Genomic DNA, 562 nt, shown 5'->3' with positions numbered 1-562 from the left:
TTTGGTGCACGAATGTAATGATGATGCACTATCTGTACTCAAAGAAGTCTGCACCAAGCATAAGCTTGTCGGCCTAAAAGTTAGTACAGGCAATAATATGATCGGCATTAAAGATGCTTCGAACGAAATAGATGACATACTAAAGTCTAACGTTGACCTCGGCGCAATATTTCTATCAGAGGATCCTGACCCGAACGGCTTCACCGGTTTAGATTTGTGCATGAAAATTCATCATACACGACCTGAACTACCGATTTTTCTTCGTAGAAGCAGCCTTACTGATACGCAAGACCTTGACCCTGATGTTCAGGAAGCAATTACAGGTGTTTATACACTTGAGACACCTGAAGCTCTAGACGAGCTAATCAGCTCATATGTGTGCAGCATGTACTATCCTATCGAGCTTGCACAGGGCATCCAGGATATTTCCTTAGATGCATTTGAGAACATCTTTAAAGGTACAGATATTAGTTGCGAGCAGCCCTATTTGGTTAAAGACCAAATCATTTACGGTGAGCTGTTTAGCCTTATACCTTTAGAAAGTGACTGGTGTCGTGGGTAC

The 562-nt window shown here is 42.2% G+C and carries 1 protein-coding gene; it reads left to right on the top strand.

Going from position 1 to position 562, the window contains the following annotated elements:
• On the top strand, positions 1-562 hold a 562-nt coding region (locus A3735_RS31140; protein ID WP_197485937.1), incomplete at both ends, for a hypothetical protein.

It is taken from the genome of Oleiphilus sp. HI0061, assembly GCF_001635675.1.
The sequence above is the reverse complement of the archived record's forward strand: the minus strand, read 5'-3'. Positions and strand labels throughout refer to the sequence as shown.